The organism is Aphanizomenon sp. UHCC 0183 (genome assembly GCF_009712065.1).
Classification (GTDB): Bacteria; Cyanobacteriota; Cyanobacteriia; order Cyanobacteriales; family Nostocaceae; genus Dolichospermum; species Dolichospermum heterosporum.
On sequence record NZ_VILC01000009.1, the window covers coordinates 1 to 4,131 of the forward strand.

Here is a 4,131-nt window from a genome sequence, read left to right on the forward strand (position 1 = left end):
ATCATTTTTTAAGTTAGTAATTGAGTCCAATAACGTTCATAAATCTCTTCAAATTTTCCTAAAGGAGTTACACGTTCGCACTTTGCTAAAAGTGATTCAGGAGGAAATAAATTAGTATTCTCTTGAATTACTTTTGGTAAGTTTTCAAATCCTGCCCGATTAGGAGTAGAAATATATAAACGTTCGGAAATTTTCGCTGCTACTTCTGGTTGCAAAATTAAGTTAATCCAGGCATAAGCACCAGCTATATTCGGATTAGATTTGGGAATGACGATGGTATCAGTCCATAATGAAGAACCACTACGAGGAATTACAAATTTGAGGTTGGGATTTTCCTTACAAATTTTGACGGCATCAGTAGAATAACACATAGCTATCGCTAAATCTCCCGCCAGAATCTTATTTTGCCAAGCGTCAGTATCAAAAGCGGCGATCGCAGGTTTTAATATCTGCAATTTCTGATATGCTTGTTTAACCTCATTTTTATTTTGGGAATTATAGGAATAGCCCAACATCCGTAATGTTGCACCCATTACCTCTCGCACGTCATTGAGTAAGGTAAATCGTTTATTGAGTTTATCTTGATTTTGCCAAAGATACTCCCAATCTTCTGGGGCATTTACCAGTTCTTCTGAGTTGTATAATAAACCCGTTGTTCCCCAATTAAAAGGAATACTATAACGGTTATTCGGGTCATAAGTGGGATTATGAAATTGGGAAAATAAATTATCTAAGCCAATTAAACGGCTATGATCTATTTCCATCAATAACCCTTTTTCCGCCATCTTTTGTACCATATAGTCAGAGGGGTAAATAATGCTATAAGTACCACCACCTCCAGCTTGCAACTTAGCTAACATGACATCATTGGATTCATATACATCTGCTATTACTTTCACACCTGTTTGGGTCGTGAAGGTAGTTATTAATTCTTTATCTGTATATTGAGTCCAGGTATAAATATATAGTTTGCCACTTTGATTAGAGCTAATATAGTTTGACCCCACATTAGCTAGTCGCCAACCACAACTACCTAAAGATAAGGTAGAAAATGCCGCCGTTTTTTTGAGAAAATTCCGTCTGTTAGTCATTTAATTTACATCTTGACTAATAGCTAAACAGTCAAATTTTTCCCACCAAGCATAAATGGGTGTATTCCTACCTGGTAAACTAGCATAAGTATTAGGTTGTAAAACATTGAGGTGAACACCATTGATTAATTCCACAACATAATTAACATGAGTCCCTAAATACATGACATTAATTAGCCGTCCCTCAAAACAATTTGTGAGTATATTAGTGGGATAAAGGGAAAGTTGAATTTTTTCAGGACGGACACTAACAACAACACTTTGAGCTATTTCTAGAGGAGTTTGTTCGTGACGACTAACAATCATGGTTAATCCGGTTTTAGTAGAAATTTTCATAGATTCTGCATCTACTTCCACAATTTCACCGCTAAATAGATTAGTATCACCAATAAAGTCAGCTACAAAAGGTGTTTGAGGACGTTCGTAAATCTCGCTAGGAGTACCAATTTGTTCTATTTTGCCTTGATTCATCACCGCAATGCGATCAGATAAACATAATGCTTCTTCCTGATCATGTGTCACCATCACAAAAGTTAACCCTAAATCCTTGTGAAGATTGGATAACTCAACCTGCATCTCCTTGCGAAGTTTTAAGTCTAATGCTCCCAAAGGTTCATCGAGGAGAATAACTGCGGGACGATTAACCAAAGCCCTGGCTAAGGCTACCCGCTGTTGTTGACCACCGGAGAGTTGACTAGGAAGACGCGATCGCAAACTTTCCATTTTTACTAGCTTTAAAGCATCTGTAACGCGACTAGCAATTTCCGATTTGGATATTTTTTTCAATCGCAATCCAAAAGCAATATTTTCCCACACATTCAAGTGGTTAAATAAAGCATAACTTTGAAATACAGTATTCACAGGTCGCCGATAAGGAGGAACATCAGTCATTAACTGACCTTGAATGAGTAACTTACCAGCATCCACCCTTTCAAATCCAGCAATCAAGCGGAGCGTAGTTGTCTTTCCACAACCAGAGGGACCTAAAATGCTAAAGAACTCTCCCTGTCTAACATCCAAATCCACTCCTTGTACTGCGGGTTCTTGGTTGAAAAACTTGAATACATTACGCAATTCAACATCAAGTGGCTGTAGTGGTTTTAAACCTCTTTGATTCTGCATCGCAGTTTGAGCCATAATCTTCAGTAGAATACCCTGATATTTAATCTTGTCAGTTGTCAGTTGTTACCTATTTATCCCAAAAAATTATTTTGGTCTATGACTATTTTACCATCATTACTTAGTATAACAAAAAATACACGCACGGTTGGACGTGGTGTTCAATCCACATTTGTAATTCTATTCACGTTATTAATGTTATCTGGAATTGGTGCTAGATTAATATATTTACAAATTATCGAAGGAAAAAATCACCGCATCCGGGCAGAATCCAACCGCATTCGGATTATTCCCAAACAACCAGAAAGAGGTAATATTTTTGATAGAAATGGTAAATTATTAGCCAGCACCCGTTATCCCCGATCTGTGTACTTATGGCCAATGGCACATACCAAACCCTCTTGGTCGGTAGTTGGTCCACGTTTAGCCAAAATTCTCGACACACCCCAAACAGATATCGAGAAAATACTTGAACAATCTGCTGTTAATCCTTCATCATTAATTCGCATTGCTCGAAATTTAAACGAAGCACAGGTAACAGGATTAAAAGAGTATGAAAATGAACTACCAGGAGTAGAAATAAATACGGAAGCTGTTCGTTATTACCCTCATGGTCAAGAGTTGGCTCACATACTTGGATATACCCGTGAAGTTACTGCTGAACAGTTGCAAAAAAGGAAAGCTGAAGGCTACCGCTTAGGAGATGTCATGGGTCAAATGGGGGTAGAAAAAGCTTATGAAAAATTGTTAAGAGGTGAATGGGGCGGTCAGCAAGTGGAAGTTGATGGTAGCGGTAGACCTCTACGAGTATTGGGAAGCAAACAAGCAAAAGCTGGTAATGATTTGCATTTAACCATAGATTTGGATATGCAAATGGCAGCAGAAAAAGCTTTAGGTAATCGTAATGGCGCAATAGTTGCAATTGACCCTAAAAATGGGGCTGTCTTAGCAATGGTGTCTCATCCTACTTTTGACCCCAATATATTTTCTAAACAAAAACTTTCTCAAAAAGATTGGTTAACCGTTCAAGGTTCTGGACATCCTTTAGTTAATCGTGCCATTAGCGCCTTTCCTCCAGCCAGTACATTTAAAATCGTCACCACAACGGCTGGATTAGAATCAGGTAAATTTTATCCTGATACAGTATTACAAACCTACGGTTCTTTAACTATTGGTGGAACTAGATTTGGTGAATGGAATCATGCTGGGTTTGGTCCTCTGGGTTTTGTCGGGGCGATGCAGTGGAGTAGCGATACTTTCTTTTATCAAGTTGGTAAGCGAGTCGGTGGACCAACATTGATTGAATGGACTCGTAAATATGGTTTCGGTCAAAAAACCGGGTTTGAATTTACTACAGAAGAATCTAAAGGTTTAGTTCCTGATGAAAATTGGAAACAGAAAGCCTGGAAGATACCTTGGAGTGTCGGTGATACTATAAATATGTCCATTGGCCAAGGGGCTTTACAAGCTACTCCTTTACAAACCGCTGTGATGTTTGCTGTACCTGCCAATGGTGGTTATCGAGTTCAACCCCATTTATTGAAGGATAATGAAGAAGCTAAAAGCTGGAGAGAATCATTAAATCTCAAACCCACAACGGTCAAAGTTCTCCGGGAAGGATTGCGGAAGGTAGTTAGTGAAGGTACAGGTAAGGTACTAAATGTCCCCAATCTTCCGCCAGTAGCTGGTAAGAGTGGTACAGCAGAAGCTTGGAGGGCAGGAGTTAAAGAAAATCACGCTTGGTTTGGCGCTTATGCACCTGCGGATAAGCCAGAAATTTTAGTAGTGGCTTTTGCTGAACATTCCGGTGGTGGTGGTGGTAGTGTCGCTGCACCGATGATTTTAGAAATCATGGAAAAACATTTTGCTCGAAAATAGGTGATGGGTAATGGGTGATGGGTAATGGGTAATGGGTAATGGG

Annotated in this window: 3 protein-coding genes; 1 reads left to right on the forward strand and 2 read right to left on the reverse strand. The window is 39.0% G+C overall.

The window, feature by feature from the left end:
* Positions 1-8: 8 nt before the first annotated feature.
* Entirely contained in the window at positions 9-1,091 is a 1,083-nt protein-coding gene (locus FJR37_RS04035) for a spermidine/putrescine ABC transporter substrate-binding protein (protein WP_168465362.1), read from the reverse strand.
* Positions 1,092-2,228, reverse strand: a complete 1,137-nt coding sequence (locus tag FJR37_RS04040) for an ABC transporter ATP-binding protein (RefSeq protein ID WP_168465363.1) — start codon at positions 2,226-2,228, stop codon at positions 1,092-1,094.
* 81 nt (positions 2,229-2,309) lie between these two features.
* Between FJR37_RS04040 and mrdA the strand changes: the two genes are divergently transcribed.
* Positions 2,310-4,088: a penicillin-binding protein 2 gene (mrdA, locus tag FJR37_RS04045; RefSeq protein WP_039203508.1), complete on the forward strand. Its 1,779-nt coding sequence runs from the start codon at positions 2,310-2,312 to the stop codon at positions 4,086-4,088.
* Positions 4,089-4,131: the final 43 nt, after the last annotated feature.